We start from the raw sequence: 18,763 nt of genomic DNA on the forward strand, positions 1-18,763 counted from the left end.
CGCCCGGCGATCAATGGGCGGTCCAGCCGCCGTCGACCGGCATGATCGCGCCGGTGATCGAGCCGGCTTCGGCCGAGCACAGGAAGGTCGCGAGCGCCGCGAGCTCCGAGACCTCGACGAAACGTTTGGTCGATTGCGCCGCCAGCAGCACGTCGCGCACCACCGCCTCCTCCGAAATGCCGCGGGCGGCGGCCTGTTCCGGGATCTGCTTCTCGACCAGCGGCGTCATGACATAGCCGGGGCAAATGGCATTGGCGGTGATGCCGTGCTCGGCGACCTCGAGCGCCACCGTCTTGGTCAGGCCGGCAATGCCGTGTTTGGCGGCGACATAGGCCGATTTGTAAGGCGAGGCGACCAGCGCATGGGCCGAGGCGACATTGATGATCCGGCCCCAGCCCTTCTTTTTCATCTCCGGCACCGCCAGGCGCGCCGTGTGGAAGGCGCTCGACAGGTTGATCGCGATGATCGCGTTCCATTTTTCGATCGGGAAATCCTCGATCGGCGCGACATATTGGATGCCGGCATTGTTGATCAGGATGTCGACGCCGCCGAATTCATCGGCCGCCAGCCCGATCATGTCGGCGATTTCCTCGGGCTTGGCCATGTCGGCGCCGCTATAGGTGACCTTGACATTGTTCTCGCCCGCAAGGCTCGCGCGCTCCTGCTCGATGGCGGCCGGATCGCCGAAGCCGTTGATGACGATATTGGCGCCGGCCTTGGCGAGCGCCTTGGCGATGCCGAGCCCGATCCCGCTGGTCGAGCCGGTCACGATCGCGGTCTTTCCCGAAAGCATCGAAGCAACTCCCAAACCGGCGGCTGAACGTCGACCCTCCTTGTGTCGGGCGATGGCTACAGATGTGTGACGCGGCGCAACCGCCTCTACCGCACTGCGTCATGCGCCTGTCAGAACCGGACTGCATCGTGGCCGTGATGCGTGAAGGAGACGGCCATGGATGCCAAGACCCCGGATTTGAAGTCCCCGGTTGCCAAAGGCCCGATGGCCAGAACTCCGGTCGCCCGAACCAAGCCCGGGGCGCAGGGGCTGCGCCCCGACCGCTGCGACCGCGTCGCGCTGGTGCTGCAGGGCGGCGGCGCGCTCGGCGCCTACCAGGCCGGCGTCTATCAGGCGCTGCACGAAGCGGGCATCGAACCGGATTGGGTCTCGGGCGTGTCGATCGGCGCCATCAATGCCGCGATCATCGCCGGCAATTCGCCGGCGCGCCGGCTCGACCGTCTGAGGCAGTTCTGGGAGACCATCACCGAGCGCAAGATCTGGGCCTTCACGCCCGATGGCGACGTGTTCCGCCAGGCCCGCAACAGCATGAGCTCGATGATAACAATGGTCTATGGCCAGCCCGGCTTCTTCGCGCCGCGCCAGCAGAACCCCTGGGTGAGCTTTGCCGGCTCGCAGGGCGCGACCAGCTATTACGACACCGCGCCGTTGAAGGAGACGCTCAAGGACCTGGTCGATTTCTCGCTGATCAACGAGCAGGCCATGCGCTTTTCGGTCGGTGCGGTGAACGTGCTGAGCGGCAATTTCATCTATTTCGACAATGCCCGCGAGCCGATCGAACCGGAACACATCATGGCGAGCGGCGCCCTGCCGCCGGCCTTGCCGATGGTCAAGATCGGCACCGATCATTTCTGGGACGGCGGCATCGTCTCCAACACGCCGCTGCAGCACCTGCTCGACCAGGAGGACGGGTTGAACTCGCTGGTCTTCCAGGTCGACCTGTTCAGCTCGCGCGGCGTGCTGCCGCGCGACATCCAGGATGTCATGGCCCGCCACAAGGACATCATGTATTCGTCGCGCACGCGCTACACGACCGACCTGTTCCGGCGCATGCACAACTTGAAGACGCAGCTGTTCCAGGCGCTGGACAAGGTGCCGGATGCCGACCTGACGGCCGAGCAGCATAACCTGAAAGCGGAACTCCACGACCTGCCGGAGATCACCATCCTGCAGCTGATCTATCAGCAGAAGGCCTATGAGGGCCATGCCAAGGATCATGAATTCTCCGGCACCTCGATGCGCGAGCACTGGCAGAGCGGCTACGAGGACACCCGGCGCACGCTGCAGCGCCAGGATTGGCTGGACCTGCCGCCCGAGGGCGCCGGCATCGTGGTCCACGACGTTCATCGCGAGCAGGAAGGCTGACGGGTCGCGGCCGGTCTGAAACGATGCGCGCTTTCAGCGGCTCGCAGGCCGGCTTCGCTATGACGCAAAGCAATCGCCGTCCGGTCAGCGCTGCCGCGAGATCCAGCGGAACAGGCCATAGACGGCGACCGAGGACAGTCCCATCAGGGCCAGGGTCCGGAGCAAACCATGACTTGTCTCGGCCAGTGGCAGATCCTTGGTGTTCATGCCGAAATGGCCGGACACCAGGGTTGGCGGCAGGAACAGCGAACTGAGAACGGTCGGCGTGTCGAGCCGCGATAGATGTGAGGCTTGTCACGGCTAAGCTGCCGTTCCGTCACATGGCTGGCATCGAGCCCGGCTTAGATCCGCCCGTTGAACGGCCGCGGCGAACCGAAAGGTCCGTCGCCGGCGGGGGCTCGTTCCGGCACGGATCGCTGCATGTCACGCTTGTTGAACGCCTTTCGTTCGTGCGGTGGCGTGATCGCCGCTGGGCTTCTGGTCTTGGCCGGCGTGCTGCCGGCACAGCAGGGCTGGGCGCAGGGTGCCGCGTCGCATGCGCCGGAACCGGGCGGCGTCGAATATGGCTTCCTGAACAGTTCGGACATGGACAAGGCCGGCACGGTCTCGCTCGAACTCGACACGGTTGGCCTCTATGGCCGGCGCGGTCGCCATTTCGCCTCGAGCGACACGCTGCTCAACCTGGCCTATGCCGTGACCGACCAGGTCCAGGTGGCGTTTGGCCCACAATTCACCATCGCCTCCGTCCATGTCGTGCCGGGCCTGCCGGATGTCCGGCGCGCCCTGCTCGGCGGCTTCCGCGGCGACCTGCGTCTGGGCCTGATCGACCGGCGCAGCAATCCCATCGGGCTGACCTTGCAGTTCACGCCGCAATGGCGTTTCGCCGACGAGGCGGTGCGTCGCGGCGCGGCTCACGGGCTGGCGGTGAGCCTGGCGCTCGACCGCGAACTCATTGCCGGCACGCTGTTCGGCACGCTCAACCTGACCTATGAAATGACCCATCAGCGCATTGACGGCATTGCCGGCTGGGAGCGCGGCTCGCGGGCTGGCCTCGGGCTCGGTCTCGCCGCCAGGTTGAGCAAAGTGCTGCATGTCGGCGCGGAGTTTCGTTATCTGCGCCGCCATGACGGTTTCGCCGCCGGCCGTTTCCACGGCCACGCATTCTATCTCGGGCCGACCGTCTATGCCGAATTCGGCGGCAACTGGTGGGCCTCGTTGAGCTGGCAGACGCAGATTGCCGGCCACGAGGTCGGCAAGCGCCACGGCATGGACCTGATCGGCTTCGAGCGCCATCAGGTGCGGCTGCGTGTCGGTTACGACTTCTGAAGACCTGGGATCCTGCCGTCAGTGCGCCATCAGCACGGGGATCGCGGTGGTGGTCAGAATATCGCGCGTGGTTCCGCCCAGCACCCATTCCCTCAGCCGCGAGTGGCCATAACCACCCATGACCAGGAGGTCGATCGCGCCGCGGCCAGCCTCATCGGTCAGCGCCTGGGCGACGCTGCGGCCGTCGGATGCCACCGCCCTGACGTCGACCTTGGCGCCATGGCGTGCCAGGTGCCTGGCCATGTCGGCGGCCGGGGCGCCGGTCTCGCCCGGATCGGCATCGACCATGACGAGGTCGACGCGGGCGGCCGCCGCCATGAGCGGCAAGGCCTCGGCGACCGCGCGCGCCGCGTCATGGGTGTCGCGCCAGGCGATCATGATCCGTTGCGCCGGTTGGCCGGCGGCCAGGCCGGGCGGCACGAACAGCGTGCCGCGTCCGCTGTCCGACAGGACCGCCTCGGCGAGGCCGTCCCAATTGGTGCCGTCGCCGCCGCGATAGGGGCAGGTCGCAATGAACAGGTCGGCGCAGCGTGCCGCCGAGGTTGCCGCCAGGCTCAGTTCGCCGAGGCGCTGGTCGCAGCGGGCAAGCTCGACCGGCAGGCCCGAGCGGGTCAGGCGTTCGAGCAATCTGGCCGCGGTGGCGTCGCCCTGGGCCTTGGCGGCCTGTTCCAGTTCGGTGAAGACGGTGGCCGCCGCCGCCGCCTCCGGCGTCGCCATCATCGCGATATCGGGCATGACATTGGTATAGAGGCCGGTGATATGGGCGCCGCGGCCGGTGGCCAGTTGCTCCGCGTAAGACAGCCGCGTCTCGTCTTCCGCGCCGCCGTCGAGATGCACAACGATGTCCTTCATCATCCAACGTCTCCGGTCTGCCATGCTTCGCCGGTCACAACCGGCCAGCGGCAGCCTAGTTCAATTGGCAGGGATTGATGCCGGGCGTTGCTGCATGGCGGATCGTCGCGGGGCGCCCGTGCCGGCGCCCCGATTTGGCCGCGATCCAGGCTTCAGGCGGCGCCGATGGCGGTCACGCGGCGCGTTTCGGCGGCTGCAATCTTTCGACCATGCCTTGAACCGATTGGGCGACGCTCTTGAACTCGCCGGCATAGTCGGCGCTCGCCCGGTTCCAGAACGCGGTATGCAGGCGGGTCAGGGTGTCGGGATCTTTCGCTTCGGTGAGGCTGGCGAAGAACTCCCGTTGCGCGTCCAGCCGCTTCAGCGCGAAGCTGAAGGTTTCCTCGACCATCTGCTGGCTGGCGGTCAGGACGTCGTGCTGGCTGTCCAGCAGGCTCTGCATCATGGTTGGCGCCGCGGCGATCATCGCAGCCAGGGCGTCGCTGTCATGGGTATGCTCAAATTGGCCATGCCCGGATTGGGCATGCTCGGATTGGCCATGCTCGGATTTGGTGTCTTGGTTCGCCATCGTGGGTTTCCTCGAACAAGCGTGAGCTCTGCTTGACGTCCAGATGCCGGGCCCGCGCGAGAGCGTCGGCCCCGGCCGGATACGAGACGCGCCAGCCTTCTCTCGGCCACGGCCGAAGGGCTTTTGCCGCTTCCGAACGACTGTCGGGGACGGGCTGCGCTGTCACGAACGAGGCGACGATGGCGCTGGCTTTTCGACCTTTCTGAGGCGGCCGGCGCAGCGCGTGAAAAAGTCGCCGCGAGCCGATTTTCGGACCGGCCGGCCGGTCAGGTTTTCAGCCGGTAGCCGGTCTTGAAGATCCAGCCGACCGCGATGATGCACAAGGCCAGCATCAGCGCGGTGGCGCCGAGGCTGATGCCGATATGCACGTCGGTGATGCCGAAGAAGCTCCAGCGGAAACCGCTGATCAGGTAGACCACCGGATTGAACATCGCCACCGTCTGCCAGAACGGCGGCAGCACGCTGACCGGATAAAAACTGCCGCCGAGAAAGGTCAGCGGCGTGATGATCAGGAGCGGGATGACCTGCAGCTTCTCGAAGCCGTCGGCCCAGATCCCGATGATGAAGCCGAACAGGCTGAAGGTCACCGCCGTCAGCACCAGGAAGGCCAGCATCCAGCCGGGCCGGGCGATCTGCAGCGGCACGAACAGGCCGGCGGTGGCCAGGATGATCAGGCCGAGAATGATCGACTTGGTGGCGGCCGCGCCGACATAACCGATGACGATCTCGACATAGGAGATCGGTGCCGACAGGATCTCGTAGATCGTGCCGGTGAAGCGCGGAAAATAGATGCCGAACGAGGCGTTGGCGACGCTCTGCGTCAACAGCATCAGCATGATCAGGCCAGGCACCAGGAAGGCGCCGTAGCTGATGCCCTCGATCTCGGTGATGCGCGAGCCGATCGCCGCGCCGAACACCACGAAATAGAGCGAGGTCGAAATGACCGGCGAGACGATGCTCTGCAGCAGCGTGCGGAAGGTGCGCGACATCTCGAACAGGTAGATGGCCTTGACGGCATGAAGGTTCATGATTTCTTGCTCACCAGGCCGACGAAGATGTCCTCCAGCGAACTTTGCGTCGTGTGGAGATCGCGGAACCCGATGCCCGCTTGGTTGAGGTCGGCGAGCAGGGTCGCGATACCGGAGCGCTCGCCGGCGTCGTCATAGCTGTAGATCATCTCGCTGCCGTCGGCATTGAGCGTCAGGCCGTAGCCGGCGAGCGTCTCGGGCAGCGCCGTGAGCTTGGCGGCAAGTTCGAGGATCAGCTGCTTCTTGCCGAGCTTGCGCATCAGCTCGACCTTGTCCTCGACCAGGATGATCTCGCCGTGATTGATCACCCCGATCCGGTCGGCCATTTCTTCGGCTTCTTCGATGTAATGGGTGGTCAGGATCACGGTCACGCCGGAATCGCGCAGCGTGCGGATGACCTGCCACATGTCCTTGCGCAGCTCGACATCGACGCCGGCGGTCGGCTCGTCGAGAAACAGGATCTGCGGTTCGTGCGACAGGGCCTTGGCGATCAGCACGCGACGCTTCATGCCGCCGGACAGGGTCAGGATCTTGCTGTCCTTCTTGTCCCACAAGGACAGGTCCTTCAGCACCTTGGTGATGTGTTCGGGATTGGCCTTCTTGCCGAACAGCCCGCGGCTGAACGAGACCGTCGCCCAGACCGTCTCGAACGTGTCGGTGGCCAGTTCCTGCGGCACCAGGCCGATCAGCGAACGGGCCGCGCGATAGTCCCTGCTGATGTCATGGCCGTCGACGGCGACCGAGCCGGAGGACGCATTGACGATGCCGCAGACGATGCCGATCAGCGTCGTCTTGCCGGCCCCGTTCGGACCCAGCAGGGCGAAGATCTCGCCGCGCCGGATCTCCAGATTGATGGTCTTGAGGGCGTGAAAGCCGGAGGCGTAGGTCTTGGACAGATTCGAGACGGATATGATCGGCTGCATGGAATGAGTTTAGCCGATCTGCAACCTGGACACGAGCCCACGCGCGTCCAAACTTGCCCGCGGAGATGGTTTTTGCTGTGAACCGGGCCGCCCTTCGGTTCAATCCGGCAGGACTTTCAAGGCGATGACGCCGCCGATGATCATCGCCACGGCAGCCATGCGATAGGCGCTCATCGTCTCGCCGAACAGCACCAGGCCGGCGGCGACCGAACCCGCCGCGCCGATGCCGGTCCAGACCGCATAGGCCGTGCCGAGCGGCAGCACCTTCAGGGCCTGGGTCAGCAGTCCGAGAAAGACCACGAGGGCGGCGACCGAGGCCGCGGTCCAGCCAGGGCGGCTGTAGCCGTCGGACAATTTGGTGGCGACGGCCCAGGCGACATCCGCCAGGCCGGACAGGATCAGCATCGTCCAGGCCCATGTCGGCGACATCGGATGAACTCCCGTGAGCTTGGGGGCAGGGGTGGCGCGCCGTCAGGCGAGCTTCAGCACGGCGACGCCGGCGATGATCAGCACGACGCCGGCAAGCCGGAGCCCCGAGACCGGCCGTTCGGCGAGCCGGAACCAGCCGTTGCGGTCGACCAGGACCGAGGCGAGCTGCTGGCCGGCGACGGTGAGGCCAACCGCAGCCGCGGTGCCGATGACCGGGATCGCGGTGAACAGCGTGGTGACATAGGTCGCGCCGGCAAGGCCGCCGAGCCAGCCCCACCAGGGCATGGCGGCAACCCCTGTGAGCGACGGGCGCGGCTGCCGGTTGAAGGCCAGCGCCAGCAGCAGCACCGCGGCCATCGCCAGGGTTGCCACGAAGAAGCTGACGGCGCCAACCGCGAAAGGCGCGCCGAGATCCTGGCGCAGCAGCGCATTGACCGCGCCCTGCACCGGCAGCACCGCGCCGGCGAGCAAGGCGAACAGGATCCAGCCGGGTCTCGGCATGCCGGCCGGACCGGCGGTCTGGCCGAAGACCACGGCGGCGGCGCCGGCCAGCACGACGAGGGCGCCGGCCAGGCTCGCAACGCCGAAGCCGCGCGGCGGCACGCCGAGCCAGCCGAAGCCGTCGAGCGCCACCGAGGCCAGCATCTGGCCGGCGATGATCAGGCCGACGCTGACCACCGCGCCGAGGCGGGGAAACAGCAGAATGGTCGCGACGACGTAAAAGGCGCTCGCCGTGCCGCCGATCGCATGCCACCAGGCGACCTGGGTGAGGCCGGCGAGCGCGGCGAAGGTACCGGTCGCCAGTGTCACCAGAATGAGCACGGCGGTGCCGACCGAGAGCTGCAGCGTGGTGGCGGCAAAGGCGCTGCCGGTCGCCTTGGCCAGCTGTGCATTGGCGCCGGCCTGCACGGCGAGCAGGCCGCCGGCGACGAGCGCGAGCGGAATGAAGAGATGGTCCATCGGAACTGTCCAGGGCGAGGCGTTCAGGCGGCGTCGGATCGGTCGCCGAGCGCGGGAATGGCGAGACCGCGCCGGACCTGCGGCCGGGCGCCGATGGTCTCGTACCAGCGGCCGACATCGGGGCTTGCCGCGAGGTCGAGGCCGAGATGTTTGAGCCCGGCATGGATCCAGGGCCAGGTCATGATGTCGGCGATGCCATAGCTGTCGCCGGCGAGAAAGGCCCGCTTGCCGAGTTCGCCGTTCATCACCTTGAGGACGCGAGCGGTCTCTTTCTCGAAACGGCCGATGACAGAGGGGATGCGCTCGGCAGCGAAGACCTTGTAGTTCCACAATTGCCCGAGCGTCGGGCCGACATGGGCGGCCTGGAACAAAAGCCACTGCAAGGTGACGAGGCGCTCTTGTTCGTTGGCCGGCAGGAAGCGGCCGGAACGCTCGGCGAGATAGGTCAGGATGGCGCCGCTCTCGAATACGGTGCGGTTGCGGTCGGGATCGACGATGACGGGGATCTTGTTGTTCGGATTGAGCGCCAGGAAATCCGGCGCGTGCTGGTCGCCGCGCTCGATGTCGACGACATGGACCTGATAGGGCAGGCCGGTCTCCTCGAGCATGATCGAGGCTTTGTGGCCGTTCGGCGTCTGATAGCTGTGCAGCTGGATCGGGGTCATCGGTATCTCCCGGTGGGCGGTTCGACGGGAGGGCCCGTCGTGTCACCGAGACAGATGGCCGGTGCGAGATCGCCGCGCGATCTGTCTATTTGCCGAATTGAACTGCAAATTTGCACAGTGTGCTGCTAGGCTCGTCCGGCGACCGAAACGCGAGGGCCCCGCGCCGATGCAGAAGCCGATCGACTGGCAGGACCTGCGTTATGTCCTGGCGGTGGCCGATACCCGGTCGCTGGCGAGTGCTGCCCGCGCGCTCGGGGTCAACCACACGACGGTGCTGCGGCGGGTCAATGCCTTCGAGCAGCGGCTTGGCCTACGCCTGTTCGACCGCCTGCCGACCGGTTATGCGCTGACCGGCGGCGGCGAGGAATTGCTGGCGACCGCGCGCTCCATGGCGGCGACGGTGACAGCCCTCGAACGCCGGCTCGCCGGCCAGGACCTCAGGCTCGAAGGCACGCTCCGCATCACCACGACGGACACGCTGATGGCCTCGGTCCTGCCGCCGCTGATCGCGCGGTTCCGCCAGATGCATCCGGGCATCCTGATCGAGGTCGCCACCGCCAATGCGCTCGCCAATCTGACACGGCGCGATGCCGATGTGGCGATCCGCCCGGCGAGCGATCCGCCCGAGGCATTGGTCGGCCGCCGCATCTCGGGCATCGCTTTCGCGCTTTACGCGGCGTATCAGCCGGCCGGGGATCTCACGGACCAGCCCTGGCTCGCGCCCGACGACAGCCTCGCGACATCGACGATCGCGCGCTGGATGCGCCAGACCTTGCCCGGCGCATCCATTGCGCTGCGCGCGGATTCGCTCGTCGTGCTGCGCAACGCCGCCCGTGCCGGCCTCGGCATCGCCGCCTTGCCTTGTTATCTCGGCGACCGGACGGCCGGGCTGAGCCGCATCGGCGCGCCCATTGCCGCCATGGCGACCGATCTCTGGGTTTTGACCCATGAGGACCTGCGCCGCACCGGCCGGGTCAGCGCCTTCACCGAATTCATCGCGGCCGCGCTCGGCGGCGAGCGCGACCTGCTGGAAGGCCGGAGCGCCGAATGATCCACCATGCCGCATGATCGTCTTCGATTCCGCCGCCCGACCGCCTGCCGTCGCGCATGTCATGCCGGCCCTGCGGAAAAGGCGGCCCGGCCGAATTGACAGGGTTGGAATTGGGCCGCTAGCATTCATGACAATACGTCGATATTGCCTGACGATACGGGCATTCGAGCCATGATTTGGGACGCCGGCCGGCCTTCCTGGCCGCGCCATCCATGAGGGGAAGCAAGAGATGACCCAACCAGCAACCGGTGACCTCCCCGGCAAGCCGGCCCCGGTCATCGATGTCGATCCTTATGCCGACGCGGTGTTGAACGAGCCTTTCGCCATGCATGCGGCAGTGCGCGGCGCCGGCCCGGTCGCCTTTCTCAGCCGCTACGGCGTCTATGTCATGGGCCGGCATCGCGACATCCAGCCGGCGTTGAAGGATTGGGAGACCTTTTCCTCCACCGGCGGCTCCGGCCTCGGCGACATCAGGCGGCCGGATGCCTGGCGGCCCGGCAGCCCGATCGTCGAGGTCGACCCGCCCCAGCATACCAAGGTGCGCACCGCGCTGCAGCGCATCCTGTCGCCCGCGGTCATCCGGCAATGGCGCGAGGAATTCGAGCGCGAGGCCGACCGGCTCGTCGTCGAGCTGGTCGGGCGGGGTGAGTTCTGCGGCGTCGACGATCTCGCCGAGACCTATGTCGCCAAGACCTTTCCCGACGCGCTCGGCCTCAAATGGTCGCCCGAGCGGCGGGCCAACCTGTTCCTGCTCGGCGAGCTGAATTTCGACGGCCAGGGCCCGCGCAACGCCCGTTACGAGGCGACCCAGCGCCGCGCCGACGCGATCACCGACTGGTACAATGACAGCATGAGGCGCGAGAGCCTGGTGCCGGGCGGCTTCGGCGAAAAGATCTTCCTGGCCGCCGATGCCGGCGACATCGAACCCGACATCGCGCCGCTGCTGGTCCGTTCCTTCCTGCGCGGCGGCCTCGACACCACCACCAGCAGCATTTCGGCGGCGCTCTGGTACCTCGCCCGCGATCCCGGCCAATGGGCTCTCCTGCGCGAGGACCCGGCCCGGGCGCGCGCCGCGCTCGAAGAGGCGATGCGGCTCGAAACGCCGATCCAGAATGTCTGCCGCCAGACCATGCGTCCCGTCGTGGTCGACGGCACGCTGATCGAAAACGACAGCAAGGTCTTGATGATCCTGGCCTCGGCCAACCGCGATCCCGACTTCTGGGAGCGCCCCGACGATTACGACCTGATGCGCTCCACCATGGGCCACCTGGCGCTCGGCACGGGCATCCACATGTGCATTGGCCAGATGATCGCGCGGCTGGAAGGCGAGGCGGTGCTGAAGGCCATGGCGGCACGGGTCGGCGAACTGACGCTCGCCGGCGCGCCGACCCGCGGCCTCAACAACAATCTGCGCAGCCTCAAGACGCTGCCGCTCCGCGTCAAGGCGGCCTGAGCGTCATGCCTGAAATCACCTTCGTCCAGCCGGATGGCCGGCGCGTCAAACTCGCGGTGCGAGCCGGCGACAGCGCCATGCTGGCGGCGCTGCGCAGCCAGGTCCGCGGCATCATCGGCGAGTGCGGCGGCTCCATGGCCTGCGCCACCTGCCACGTCTATGTCGACGACGCCTGGCTCGGCCGGATCGCACCGGTGTCACCGGCCGAGGACGAAATGCTCGGCGCCACCGCCGCGCCGCGGCGGGCGAACAGCCGGCTTGCCTGCCAGATCGAAATGTCCGACAGCCTCGACGGCATCGTGCTGGAGGTCGCGGAGGCGCAGCTCTAGCAAAATGCGGATCTGCCTTGCGGACCACGCCATGGCGCCGGCGCGGCTTGCGGGCCATGTCAGGGACCGTTTGAGAACTCGTTCCAGCGAGGTCTCACGTCGTCTTGGCCGGGCTTGTCCCGACCATCCACGACTTGTTCTGTTTTGAATGCATGGGTCCCCGGGCCAAGCCCGGGGATGACGAGCGGCGGCGAACTGCCCGGGATCGAGTTCTCAAACGGGCTCTCAGGGCCGCGGCAAGGTTTGCAGAGGCAAGGTTTGCAGAGGAAAAACGGCCAATGAGCTCGGGCATCGTTATCGTCGGCGGCGGCCAGGCCGGCCTGCAGACCGCGATCTCGCTTCGCGAAGAAGGCTATGACGGCCAGCTGACGCTGATCGGCGCGGAGCAGAGCGTGCCTTATCAACGGCCGCCGCTGTCGAAAGCCTTCCTGCTCGGCGCCGTCGACGAGACCGGCCTGCAGCTGCGGCCGCAGGCTTTCCTGGAAAAGCTCGGCATCGACTTCGTGCAAGGCGCGGAGGTCGTCGCCATCGACCGGGCAGGCCATGCCGTGCGGCTCGCCGACGGCACGCGCCACGGCTATGGCCATCTGGTCATCGCCACCGGCGCGCGCAACCGGCCCTTGACGGTCGCCGGCGCGGAACGCGGCGAGGTCGCCCATCTGCGCTCGATCGAGGATGCCCGCGCGCTGCAGAAGAAGCTCGCCGATTCAGCCGATATCGTGGTGATCGGCGCCGGTTTCATCGGGCTGGAACTTGCCGCCGTCGCCGCCAAGCTCGGCCGCCGCGTGCATGTCGTCGAAGCCGGCCCGCGGCTGATGGCGCGCGCCGTCAGCCGGGATTGCGCGGCCTTTTTTCAGAGCCGGCACGAGAGCTGGGGCACGGATTTTTCGTTCCAGGCCGAGGTTGCCGCCATCGAGCATGATGCCGATGGCGTCACCGGCGTGCGGCTTGCCGACGGCCGGGTGCTGAAGGCCGACCTGGTGGTCGCCGGCATCGGTGTGCTGCCCAATGTCGAGCTCGCGGCGGAGGCGGGCCTGGCCGTCGACAACGGCATCCTGGTCGACGAGCACCTCGTCACCAGCGATCCCGACATTTCGGCGATCGGCGATTGCGCCGCCCATCCGAACAGCTTTTCCGGCGGGTTGATCCGGCTCGAATCGGTGCAGAACGCCGCCGACCAGGCCCGCACCGTGGCGGCGCGGCTCGCCGGCCGGCCGGCCAGCTATCAGGCGGTGCCCTGGTTCTGGTCCGACCAGGGCGACAGCAAGCTGCAAATGGCCGGTTTGACCGCCGGCCATGACCATAGCGTGCTGCAGGGCGAGGTCGCCGACGGCCGCTTCTCGATCTTCTGTTTCAAGGATGGCCGGTTTCTCGGCGTCGAATCGGTCAACAAGCCGGCCGACAACATGCTGGCGCGCCGGGTGCTGGCGGCCTCGCGCGCGCTGACGCTGGCCGATTTCGAGGCCTGCGGTTTCGACCTGAAGACGCTCGCCGGCGCGACCGGGCGCGAGGGCCGCAGCCGGGCTTGAGGGCTGCGGGCAGGCTTGAGGGCGACCAAATAACCCTCTCCCAGAGGGCGAGGGTTCACACATCTCGACAATCGACGGCTTGGCACGCCGTTCCTCGCTTCGTCATGGCCGTGCTTGTCACGGCCATCCACGTCTTCCGCGGTCAAGGCAATGCGTGGATGGCCGGCACCAGGCCGGCCATGACGAAAAAGGGCGGCGCATGCGCTATCCGTGGTTCTCGTGCGAAGCCTTGAGGGGCGGCGAATTCAGGTCCCTTTCAGAGATGTGTGCATCCGCTAGCCCAGAGGGTGTCGGCGTAGCCGGCGGGCGAGGGTTCACGCGCGCCGCGCTCGCTGCTCCCCAATCTCGCCGCGGTTGCAGCCGCTTGCGATAAGCAACTGTTCTCTCTTTGCATCCTGCTTCGGATCAGCCATGACTGGTATGGTAGCCTCTGCCTGTCCAAAATCGGCTAAATAGTATCGATATTCGATACGGTCGTGTTGATTTGGCCTGCCAGCTGCGACATAATTGCCCAACAAATCGGCTTCACGCGCTCATCGCCCTGATGCGCGCGCCGGCCGCAACAGCAATCTGGGCCAGGCCATGACCAAGAACGGGCGTCTTTCACCGGTCGACGAGCGGCTGTTTCTGCAATCGGTCGCCCGCGCCCTCGACGTGCTGGAGGCTTATGCCCAGAGCCCCAAGCCGAAATCGCTCGGTGAGATCGCGGCGAGCGCCGGGGTCAACAAGAGTGCCGCCCAGCGCATTGGCCAGACGCTGCTGAGCCGTGGTTATCTGGAACGCGCCGACGATGGCGGTCTCACCCTCGGCCGGCTGTTCCTCGACCGGTCCTTCGACTATCTGCGCTCCAATCCGCTGATCGAGCGGGCGACGCCTGTTCTCATGGACCTGCGCAAGCTCGCCGGCGAGCGGGTCGACCTCAGCCTGTTCGACAGCAAGTTCGATGACCTCTCGGTGGTCTATGCCATCCGCCTGCAGAGCAAGCGCGAGACCTTTTATGCAACCCTCGCCGGTCGGCGCATCCCGACCTTCACCTCGTCGGGCGGGCGGGCCTGCCTGGCGCTGCTGCCGGATGACCAGGTGCAGGACATTCTCGACCGTTCGGAGCGGCGGCCGATGACGCAAAAGACCATCACCGACATCGACAAGGTCTGGGACAAGATTCGCGAAATCCGCCTCGAAGGCTATTCCTACGCGGTCGAAGAGGCGCTGATCGGCGAGATCGTGCTGGCCGCGGCGATCCGCGACAATGGCGGGCGGCCGGTCGGCGCGGTCCATATCGCCGGTTCGCTCAGCGAATGGTCGGTGGAGGATTTCCGCAAGCGCTTCGCGCCGCTCGCCATCGAAGCCGCCCGCGCGCTCAGCACCTGAAGGCGCGGACGGCGCTCTACGTCACCCCCGGCGAGCGAAGCGAGGGAAGGGGGTCCAGAGGCCGACAGGCCGCGCTTTCGGCGCATGTCGGTCGAGGGATTTCGCAGCATCGCGGTTCAGCCCTGCAACCCCTGGATCCCCTTCCCCTCGCTTCGCTCGGCCGGGGATGACGTCGAGATTCTCGTGCGCATCCCTCGGGTTCGGGCTGCCGCAGGAACCGCTCAGCCTGCTGCAGCCGCTTCCCGACCCGCCGCGGCTGGCCTCAGCGCGATCCGCTGCACCGTCGCGGCATCGACCGCGGCGCGTGAATAGACGAAGGGCACGTAATCGCCCTTGGCCCATTGCACCGCGAGGTCGCGGTAATGCGGCGAGCGGCTGTCGCCGGACTGGCCCGGCGCATTCATGCAGAAACTCGCGTCCCAATTGCCGACATCCAGCACGAAGCGCACCGAGGCGCCTGTGGTGACGCGGAAATCCTGGGGCCGGTAGGCGGCATGCATGACGGTGGAGCCGCTGCCGCCCTTGGGCAGGGGGCCGACGTCCAGGCTTTTGGCCGCCTCCGGTCCGGCAATGGCGCTCAACGGGTGCTCGAAATAGCCGTGATGCAGCTGGCCCCATTGCCAGGCCTCGGGAGCCGGGCCGAGCCGGACGAGGCCGTCGCGATAGGCCATGCGAAGCGTTTCCGCGATCATCCGGTCGCGGCCGGCGGCAGGGTCGGCGCCGAACTGCGCGCCCGGCTGTTCGAGCGCCTGCAGCATGCCCTCGACGTCGCCCGGCGCCATCAGCGCGCGCAGCTTCGGGTCGGGCACGAAGAGGGTCAGCAGCGCCGGCTTCAGGTGCCTGGTGAACCAGAGTTCGGAGAGCGCGCCGGCGGCCGAGTTCACATGCAGAGCATTGTCCCAGGCGACGAGCATGGCCTGCGCGGCGGCGAGATCGGTATCCGAGCCGGCGACGATCGCCTTGACCAGCCTCTGCAGACGCCGGGCCGGCATGGACATGACGTCGGCCTGCAGCGCCAGCGAGGCGGTCACCGAATGTTTGCCGGGCTTGCCGAGCACCTCTTCGAGGCGCAACGCGCGGCTGTTCTCCAGCCATTCGTAACCGACCCGCGTCTTGTCGTGGTCCCAGGCCGCCGGCATGTTCGCTTCATTGGCTGACGCGACAAACCCTGAGGGCGGATTGACCGTCTGCGGCATGTCGTCGAGATCGACGAAACCGTCCCATTCGAACCGGCCGTCGCCTGGGATCGGCAAGAGCCCGTCCCAGTTGCGCCGGACCGGCGTCATGCCGAAGGGCAGCCAGGCGATCGTGCCCTGGATGTCGGCATAGATGTGGTTGAGCGAGGGCGTGGCGAAGCGGCGGATCGCCGAGCGGAATTCCGGCAAGGTCTTGGCTCGCATCGACGACAGGCCGCCGAGATAGGCGGCGGCCCCCGGCTCGAACCAGACCGAGCGGATGGCGAAGGCCTGGCGCTTGCCGGCATCGGCGAAGATCACTGGGCCGTGGCGGGTGAAGCGGAGCTGGCGCAGCTGGTCGGCGGCGCCTTTGACCTGGAAGCGCTCCTCGACGATCTCCATGTCGACCCATGCGCCGTCATAGCGGTAGCGGTCGGGGTTTCCGGGCTCGGTCTCGTAGACATAGATGTCTTCCTGGTCCGAACCGAAGATCGTCTGGGTGAAGGCAATGGTGCCGTTATGGCCCATGGAAATGCCCGGCACCGCCGGCTCGCCGGCGCCGATCACGTCGAGGCCGGGCGCGGTCAGGTGGACCAGATAGCGCAGCGACGGCACGGCATGGGTGCGGTGCGGGTCGCCGGCCATGACCGGCCGGCCGGTGTCGGTCCGCTCGGGCGCCACGGCCCAGTTGTTCGAACCGGTCCAAGTATGTTCGCTGACCACCTCGGCGAGCTCGTTCAGCTTCACCCAATGGTCGGCCTCGTCGAGTTTGGCGGCGAGCCGCGCGTCGGAAAAGGTCACACCGGCGGTCGCCAGCTTGAACAGGTCCAGCACCTCGACCGGCACCTCGGCCAGGTCGATCCCGCCGGCATTGCCGGGGACCACAGGCGGTTCGAGGTTCTTGCGCAGGAGGTCGGTGGCCTCGCCATAGGCCGAAACGATGCTGGCGCGCAGCACTTCGGACAGCGCATTGCGGGTCAGCGCGTGGCTGCGGATGCGCACCACGTCCTCGGCCTGCCAGCGCTCGGGCCTGGTCTTGGCCAGCGCGAATTCCGGCGGCAGGCGTTCCGGCTCGCGCTCGGTCAGCGCGACATAGGCGTTGATGCCCTTGACGAAGGACTGGAAGATCTCCTGAGCGTCCGGCGCATAGCTGACCCATTCCTTGGCCATGTCGCCGCGGAACAGGAAGGCGCGCGAAGCCTGGTCCTGGGCGAGATATCCGGGCCCGAAGTCGCGGGCGAGCAGGCCGAGCCCGCGCTTGCGCCAGAGATCGATCTGCCAGAGCCGGTCGCGGGCGGCGTTGAAGCCCTGCAGGAAGAACAGGTCGGCCTGGTTGTCGGCACGCAAATGCGGAATGCCCCAGCGATCCACCAGGATCTCGGCTTGGCCGGCAAGGCCCTCGATGGCGATGATCTCGTCATCCGTGACGGTATGGGTCGGCTTGGACATATCATTTCCTGGGCTTGGATGGCTGTCCGCGAGCGTGCTGAACCGCGTGCGAAAAGCCGGCAGGGCGCATTATCGTATCGAGGAAAGATACGATCGACTTGTTAGTTGATATGATTGTCGCAGATCGCAATCGGGTGCAAGGGCCATCCGGTTGCCTGGAAATCATCCCGCCGCTGCCCATGATTTGTGCGCTGCAGCAAGAAAAAGGGGTTTGACAGGTACCTGGGTCCGTAGCAGGTTATCAATATAACCGTATCGTTAGACAATATAAACTTCCCAACCGAGGCTACGATCATGGCGCCACTGTCTCGCCGTCACATGCTCACCATTCTGGGGGCGAGCGTTGCCGCTCCGGCTATCGTCAGGGCCCAGGACACCGGCCCGATCAAGATCGGCGGCATGCTGCCGCTGTCCGGCCCGGCCAGCATCGAGGGCCATCAGATCATCCTCGGCCTGCAGTTCGCGGTGGAGGAGGCCAATGCCCGGGGCGGCGTGTTCGGCCGCAAGATCGAGCTCGTCATGGAAGACGACGAGAGCAATTCGACCAAGGGCGTCACCGCCGTGCGCAAGCTGATCGAGCGCGAGAAGGTGCCCTTCATTATCGGCACCTATGCCACTGCGGTCGCCTCGGCCGGCGCCAAGGTCGCCCGTGAATACAAGGTGCCGATGCTCTCGGGCGGCTCGACCGGCGCGGTCGCGACCGACGAGAACCCGCCCGGCGATCCCTGGTTCTTCCGCTCCTGGCCCGACAGCAATGGCCAGGGCGAGGGCACCGCGCAGGACATCATCCGGGTCTTGAAGAAGACCAAGATCGCGATCATCCACGACAATACCAATTACGGCGTGACGCTGGCCGAGCAGGTCACCAAGGTGGCCGGCGCCGAGGGCGGCACCATCGTCTCCAAGGAAAGCTACAATGCCGGCGAGCAGGACTTCTCGTCCATGCTCACCAAGCTGCGCACGCTGCGCCCTGAAGCCGTCTATATCGGCGGCTGGGCCGGCGACGGCGCCAATATCGTCCGCCAGGCGGCGGAAGTTGGCCTGCGCACCCAGTTCATCGGTTCCGGTTCGATGCTGTCGGACGATTTCATCCGTCTCGCCGGTCCGGCGTCGGAAGGTTTCGCGGTCGCGACGCTCTACGAAAGCACCACGCCGAACGAGGTTGGCCGCGCCTTCGGTGACCGCTTCCGCGCCAAGCACAAGGCCGAGGCCAATACCTTCAATTCGCTCGGCTTCGATTCCACCTCGATCGCCATCGAGGCGATGCGCCGGGTCGGCAAGGCCGACGGCGCCGAGATCCAGAAGATGCTGAAGTCCGGCATGAAGGATTTCGCCATCGCGCAAGGACCGGCCGGCACCACGGCCGCCTTCAACGCCAAGGGCAGCGTCGATTTCCGCTGCTTCCTCGCCATCGTCCGCAACGGCCGGCGTTCGCTGTCGCCGACCGGCTGAGGCCTGAAAGCCGCCAGGGCGCCGATGGCACCGCCTGACCAGGCC

General features: G+C 66.7%; 17 protein-coding genes and 1 pseudogene. 8 read left to right on the top strand and 10 right to left on the bottom strand.

What is annotated here, in order from left to right; all coding sequences use genetic code 11:
• Positions 1-10: 10 nt before the first annotated feature.
• Positions 11-793, bottom strand: a complete 783-nt coding sequence (locus tag E8M01_RS28470; protein WP_136963241.1) for a 3-hydroxybutyrate dehydrogenase — start codon at positions 791-793, stop codon at positions 11-13.
• 156 nt (positions 794-949) lie between these two features.
• On the opposite strand from E8M01_RS28470, the gene E8M01_RS28475 reads away from it, so the two are divergent.
• Positions 950-2,158: a patatin-like phospholipase family protein gene (locus E8M01_RS28475; RefSeq protein ID WP_136963242.1), complete on the top strand. Its 1,209-nt coding sequence runs from the start codon at positions 950-952 to the stop codon at positions 2,156-2,158.
• A gap of 84 nt (positions 2,159-2,242) precedes the next feature.
• Here E8M01_RS28475 and E8M01_RS28480 read toward each other — a convergent pair.
• Positions 2,243-2,407, bottom strand: a pseudogene (locus E8M01_RS28480) (CorA family divalent cation transporter); the annotation flags it as partial.
• A gap of 171 nt (positions 2,408-2,578) precedes the next feature.
• Here E8M01_RS28480 and E8M01_RS28485 point away from each other — a divergent pair.
• Positions 2,579-3,484, top strand: a complete 906-nt coding sequence (locus E8M01_RS28485; RefSeq protein WP_136963244.1) for a hypothetical protein — start codon at positions 2,579-2,581, stop codon at positions 3,482-3,484.
• An 18-nt stretch (positions 3,485-3,502) separates the two neighbouring features.
• On the opposite strand, the gene E8M01_RS28490 is transcribed toward E8M01_RS28485, so the two are convergent.
• The 7 genes from E8M01_RS28490 to E8M01_RS28520 all read right to left on the bottom strand — a co-directional run bounded on the left by E8M01_RS28490 (position 3,503) and on the right by E8M01_RS28520 (position 8,909).
• Complete coding sequence (locus E8M01_RS28490) at positions 3,503-4,336, bottom strand: universal stress protein (protein ID WP_170182118.1); 834 nt, start codon at positions 4,334-4,336, stop codon at positions 3,503-3,505.
• 172 nt (positions 4,337-4,508) lie between these two features.
• Positions 4,509-4,904 (bottom strand): phasin family protein, encoded by a 396-nt coding sequence (locus E8M01_RS28495; RefSeq protein WP_136963246.1) that lies wholly within the window; start codon positions 4,902-4,904, stop codon positions 4,509-4,511.
• A gap of 266 nt (positions 4,905-5,170) precedes the next feature.
• Positions 5,171-5,932 (bottom strand): ABC transporter permease, encoded by a 762-nt coding sequence (locus tag E8M01_RS28500; protein WP_136963247.1) that lies wholly within the window; start codon positions 5,930-5,932, stop codon positions 5,171-5,173.
• A complete protein-coding gene (locus E8M01_RS28505; RefSeq protein ID WP_136963248.1) occupies positions 5,929-6,855 on the bottom strand; it encodes an ABC transporter ATP-binding protein in 927 nt (308 codons plus the stop codon). Before E8M01_RS28505 ends, E8M01_RS28500 begins: the two co-directional genes overlap by 4 nt.
• Before the next feature lie 99 nt (positions 6,856-6,954).
• Positions 6,955-7,284 carry a DMT family transporter gene (locus E8M01_RS28510; RefSeq protein ID WP_136963249.1) on the bottom strand — a complete coding sequence of 110 codons (330 nt, stop codon included), beginning with the start codon at positions 7,282-7,284 and terminating at the stop codon, positions 6,955-6,957.
• Between the two features lie 42 nt (positions 7,285-7,326).
• Positions 7,327-8,244, bottom strand: coding sequence for a DMT family transporter (locus E8M01_RS28515; RefSeq protein ID WP_136963250.1), 918 nt, complete (start codon positions 8,242-8,244; stop codon positions 7,327-7,329).
• A 23-nt stretch (positions 8,245-8,267) separates the two neighbouring features.
• Positions 8,268-8,909, bottom strand: coding sequence for a glutathione S-transferase family protein (locus E8M01_RS28520; protein ID WP_136963251.1), 642 nt, complete (start codon positions 8,907-8,909; stop codon positions 8,268-8,270).
• Between the two features lie 166 nt (positions 8,910-9,075).
• On the opposite strand from E8M01_RS28520, the gene E8M01_RS28525 reads away from it, so the two are divergent.
• The 5 genes from E8M01_RS28525 to E8M01_RS28545 all read left to right on the top strand — a co-directional run bounded on the left by E8M01_RS28525 (position 9,076) and on the right by E8M01_RS28545 (position 14,642).
• Entirely contained in the window at positions 9,076-9,960 is an 885-nt protein-coding gene (locus tag E8M01_RS28525; protein ID WP_136963252.1) for a LysR family transcriptional regulator, read from the top strand.
• A 229-nt stretch (positions 9,961-10,189) separates the two neighbouring features.
• Entirely contained in the window at positions 10,190-11,413 is a 1,224-nt protein-coding gene (locus tag E8M01_RS28530) for a cytochrome P450 (protein ID WP_136963253.1), read from the top strand.
• Positions 11,414-11,418: 5 nt separating this feature from the next.
• Positions 11,419-11,742 (top strand): 2Fe-2S iron-sulfur cluster-binding protein, encoded by a 324-nt coding sequence (locus E8M01_RS28535; protein WP_136963254.1) that lies wholly within the window; start codon positions 11,419-11,421, stop codon positions 11,740-11,742.
• A 278-nt stretch (positions 11,743-12,020) separates the two neighbouring features.
• Complete coding sequence (locus E8M01_RS28540) at positions 12,021-13,271, top strand: NAD(P)/FAD-dependent oxidoreductase (RefSeq protein ID WP_136963255.1); 1,251 nt, start codon at positions 12,021-12,023, stop codon at positions 13,269-13,271.
• A gap of 582 nt (positions 13,272-13,853) precedes the next feature.
• Positions 13,854-14,642, top strand: a complete 789-nt coding sequence (locus E8M01_RS28545; RefSeq protein ID WP_136963256.1) for an IclR family transcriptional regulator — start codon at positions 13,854-13,856, stop codon at positions 14,640-14,642.
• A gap of 221 nt (positions 14,643-14,863) precedes the next feature.
• On the opposite strand, the gene E8M01_RS28550 is transcribed toward E8M01_RS28545, so the two are convergent.
• Positions 14,864-17,266: a penicillin acylase family protein gene (locus tag E8M01_RS28550; RefSeq protein WP_136963257.1), complete on the bottom strand. Its 2,403-nt coding sequence runs from the start codon at positions 17,264-17,266 to the stop codon at positions 14,864-14,866.
• A 294-nt stretch (positions 17,267-17,560) separates the two neighbouring features.
• Here E8M01_RS28550 and E8M01_RS28555 point away from each other — a divergent pair, with 294 nt between their 5' ends.
• Positions 17,561-18,718, top strand: a complete 1,158-nt coding sequence (locus E8M01_RS28555; RefSeq protein ID WP_136963258.1) for an ABC transporter substrate-binding protein — start codon at positions 17,561-17,563, stop codon at positions 18,716-18,718.
• Positions 18,719-18,763: the final 45 nt, after the last annotated feature.

It is taken from the genome of Phreatobacter stygius (assembly GCF_005144885.1).
GTDB lineage: Bacteria > Pseudomonadota > Alphaproteobacteria > Rhizobiales > Phreatobacteraceae > Phreatobacter > Phreatobacter stygius.

Excerpts from the sequence above, each read along its gene's own strand:
- E8M01_RS28470 (WP_136963241.1), bottom strand. The coding sequence starts at position 793 with ATGCTTTCGGGAAAGACCGCGATCGTGACCGGCTCGACCAGCGGGATC.
- E8M01_RS28475 (WP_136963242.1), top strand. The coding sequence starts at position 950 with ATGGATGCCAAGACCCCGGATTTGAAGTCCCCGGTTGCCAAAGGCCCG.
- E8M01_RS28485 (WP_136963244.1), top strand. The coding sequence starts at position 2,579 with ATGTCACGCTTGTTGAACGCCTTTCGTTCGTGCGGTGGCGTGATCGCC.
- E8M01_RS28490 (WP_170182118.1), bottom strand. The coding sequence starts at position 4,336 with ATGAAGGACATCGTTGTGCATCTCGACGGCGGCGCGGAAGACGAGACG.
- E8M01_RS28495 (WP_136963246.1), bottom strand. The coding sequence starts at position 4,904 with ATGGCGAACCAAGACACCAAATCCGAGCATGGCCAATCCGAGCATGCC.
- E8M01_RS28500 (WP_136963247.1), bottom strand. The coding sequence starts at position 5,932 with ATGAACCTTCATGCCGTCAAGGCCATCTACCTGTTCGAGATGTCGCGC.
- E8M01_RS28505 (WP_136963248.1), bottom strand. The coding sequence starts at position 6,855 with ATGCAGCCGATCATATCCGTCTCGAATCTGTCCAAGACCTACGCCTCC.
- E8M01_RS28510 (WP_136963249.1), bottom strand. The coding sequence starts at position 7,284 with ATGTCGCCGACATGGGCCTGGACGATGCTGATCCTGTCCGGCCTGGCG.
- E8M01_RS28515 (WP_136963250.1), bottom strand. The coding sequence starts at position 8,244 with ATGGACCATCTCTTCATTCCGCTCGCGCTCGTCGCCGGCGGCCTGCTC.
- E8M01_RS28520 (WP_136963251.1), bottom strand. The coding sequence starts at position 8,909 with ATGACCCCGATCCAGCTGCACAGCTATCAGACGCCGAACGGCCACAAA.
- E8M01_RS28525 (WP_136963252.1), top strand. The coding sequence starts at position 9,076 with ATGCAGAAGCCGATCGACTGGCAGGACCTGCGTTATGTCCTGGCGGTG.
- E8M01_RS28530 (WP_136963253.1), top strand. The coding sequence starts at position 10,190 with ATGACCCAACCAGCAACCGGTGACCTCCCCGGCAAGCCGGCCCCGGTC.
- E8M01_RS28535 (WP_136963254.1), top strand. The coding sequence starts at position 11,419 with ATGCCTGAAATCACCTTCGTCCAGCCGGATGGCCGGCGCGTCAAACTC.
- E8M01_RS28540 (WP_136963255.1), top strand. The coding sequence starts at position 12,021 with ATGAGCTCGGGCATCGTTATCGTCGGCGGCGGCCAGGCCGGCCTGCAG.
- E8M01_RS28545 (WP_136963256.1), top strand. The coding sequence starts at position 13,854 with ATGACCAAGAACGGGCGTCTTTCACCGGTCGACGAGCGGCTGTTTCTG.
- E8M01_RS28550 (WP_136963257.1), bottom strand. The coding sequence starts at position 17,266 with ATGTCCAAGCCGACCCATACCGTCACGGATGACGAGATCATCGCCATC.
- E8M01_RS28555 (WP_136963258.1), top strand. The coding sequence starts at position 17,561 with ATGGCGCCACTGTCTCGCCGTCACATGCTCACCATTCTGGGGGCGAGC.